We start from the raw sequence: 1349 nt of genomic DNA, 5'->3' as shown, positions 1-1349 counted from the left end.
GGTCGCGTCCGCGCGAGTGGTGTAAGAGACGGCCATCGCGGGATCCGGTTTGATGTTATGCGGCGATCGGGGTGGGGTCGGTCTGATCGGTGTGGTGTTGGTCGGTGTTGATCGTGACCATGCGGGCTTTGGCGAGGAGTTCCAGGCCCATGTAGCGGCGTCCTTCGGTCCACTCGTCGGTCTGCTCGGCCAGGACCGCGCCGACGAGGCGGATGATCGCTGGGCGGTTCGGGAAGATCCCGACCACGTCGGTGCGGCGGCGGATTTCCTTGTTCAGGCGTTCCTGTGGGTTGTTGGACCAGATCTGGCGCCAGATCTCTCGCGGGAACCCGGTGAAGGCAAGCAGGTCGTCGCGGGCGGCGTCGAGGTGCTCGGCCGCGGCCGGGAACTTTGCCTCGATCGTGGCCACGACCCGCTGGAACTGGGCCCGGACGGCGTCGGCGTCGGGCTGGTCGAAGATCGTGCGGACCAGGGTCGCGATCCACGGCTGCGCCGACTTCGGTACCTTCGTCAGCAGGTTGCGCAGGTAATGGGTCCTGCACCGCTGCCACGATGCCCCGGGCAGGGCAGCGCCGATGGCGGCCACGAGTCCGGCGTGGGCGTCGGAGATGACCAACCGGACGCCGGTCAGGCCACGGGCGGTCAGCGACCGTAGGAACGCCAGCCATCCGGCACCGTCCTCATCCGAGGCGACGTCCAGGCCCAACACCTCGCGTTGGCCGTCGGCGTTGACCCCAACGGCGATCAGGGCGTGGACGTTGACGGTCCGGCCCGCTTCGCGGACCTTCATCGTCAGCGCGTCCATCCACACGAACGTGTAATGCCCCGAGTCGAGGGGCCGGTTGCGGAACGCCTCGACCTGGGCGTCCAAATGGGCGGCCATCTCCGACACCTGCGACTTCGACAGCTGCCGGATCCCGAGCTGCTCGACGAGTTTCTCCACCCGCCGGGTCGACACCCCGAGCAGATACGACGTCGCCACGACCGACACCAGGGCCTGCTCCGCCCGCCGCCGGTGCGTCAGCAACCAGTCCGGAAAGTAGCTGCCGTGGCGCAGCTTCGGGATCGCCAAGTCGATCGTCCCGGCCCGGGTGTCCCACTCCCGCTGCCGGTAACCGTTGCGGGAGTTCACCCGCTCATCGCTGCGCTGCCCCCAGCCGGCGCCGCAGATCGCGTCCGCCTCGGCGGACATCACCGCCTGCGCGAACGTCTTCACCATCGCCTGCAACACATCCGGCGACGCGCCCGCGATCTGCTCGCACAGCAGGTCAACAGGGTTCACACTCTCAGATGCGGCCATCGCGCATCACTCTCCTTCGTTGGATTTAGCCGTCTCGAAGGATCGCGCG

General features: G+C 68.0%; 1 protein-coding gene. It reads right to left on the bottom strand.

What is annotated here, in order from left to right:
* Positions 1–55: 55 nt before the first annotated feature.
* On the bottom strand, positions 56–1300 hold the full coding sequence (locus ACZ31C_RS32225; protein ID WP_465798507.1) for an IS256 family transposase: 1245 nt from the start codon (positions 1298–1300) through the stop codon (positions 56–58).
* Positions 1301–1349: the final 49 nt, after the last annotated feature.

The sequence above is a fragment of the Micromonospora sp. NPDC023869 genome (assembly GCF_055559695.1).
The sequence above is the reverse complement of the archived record's forward strand: the minus strand, read 5'-3'. Positions and strand labels throughout refer to the sequence as shown.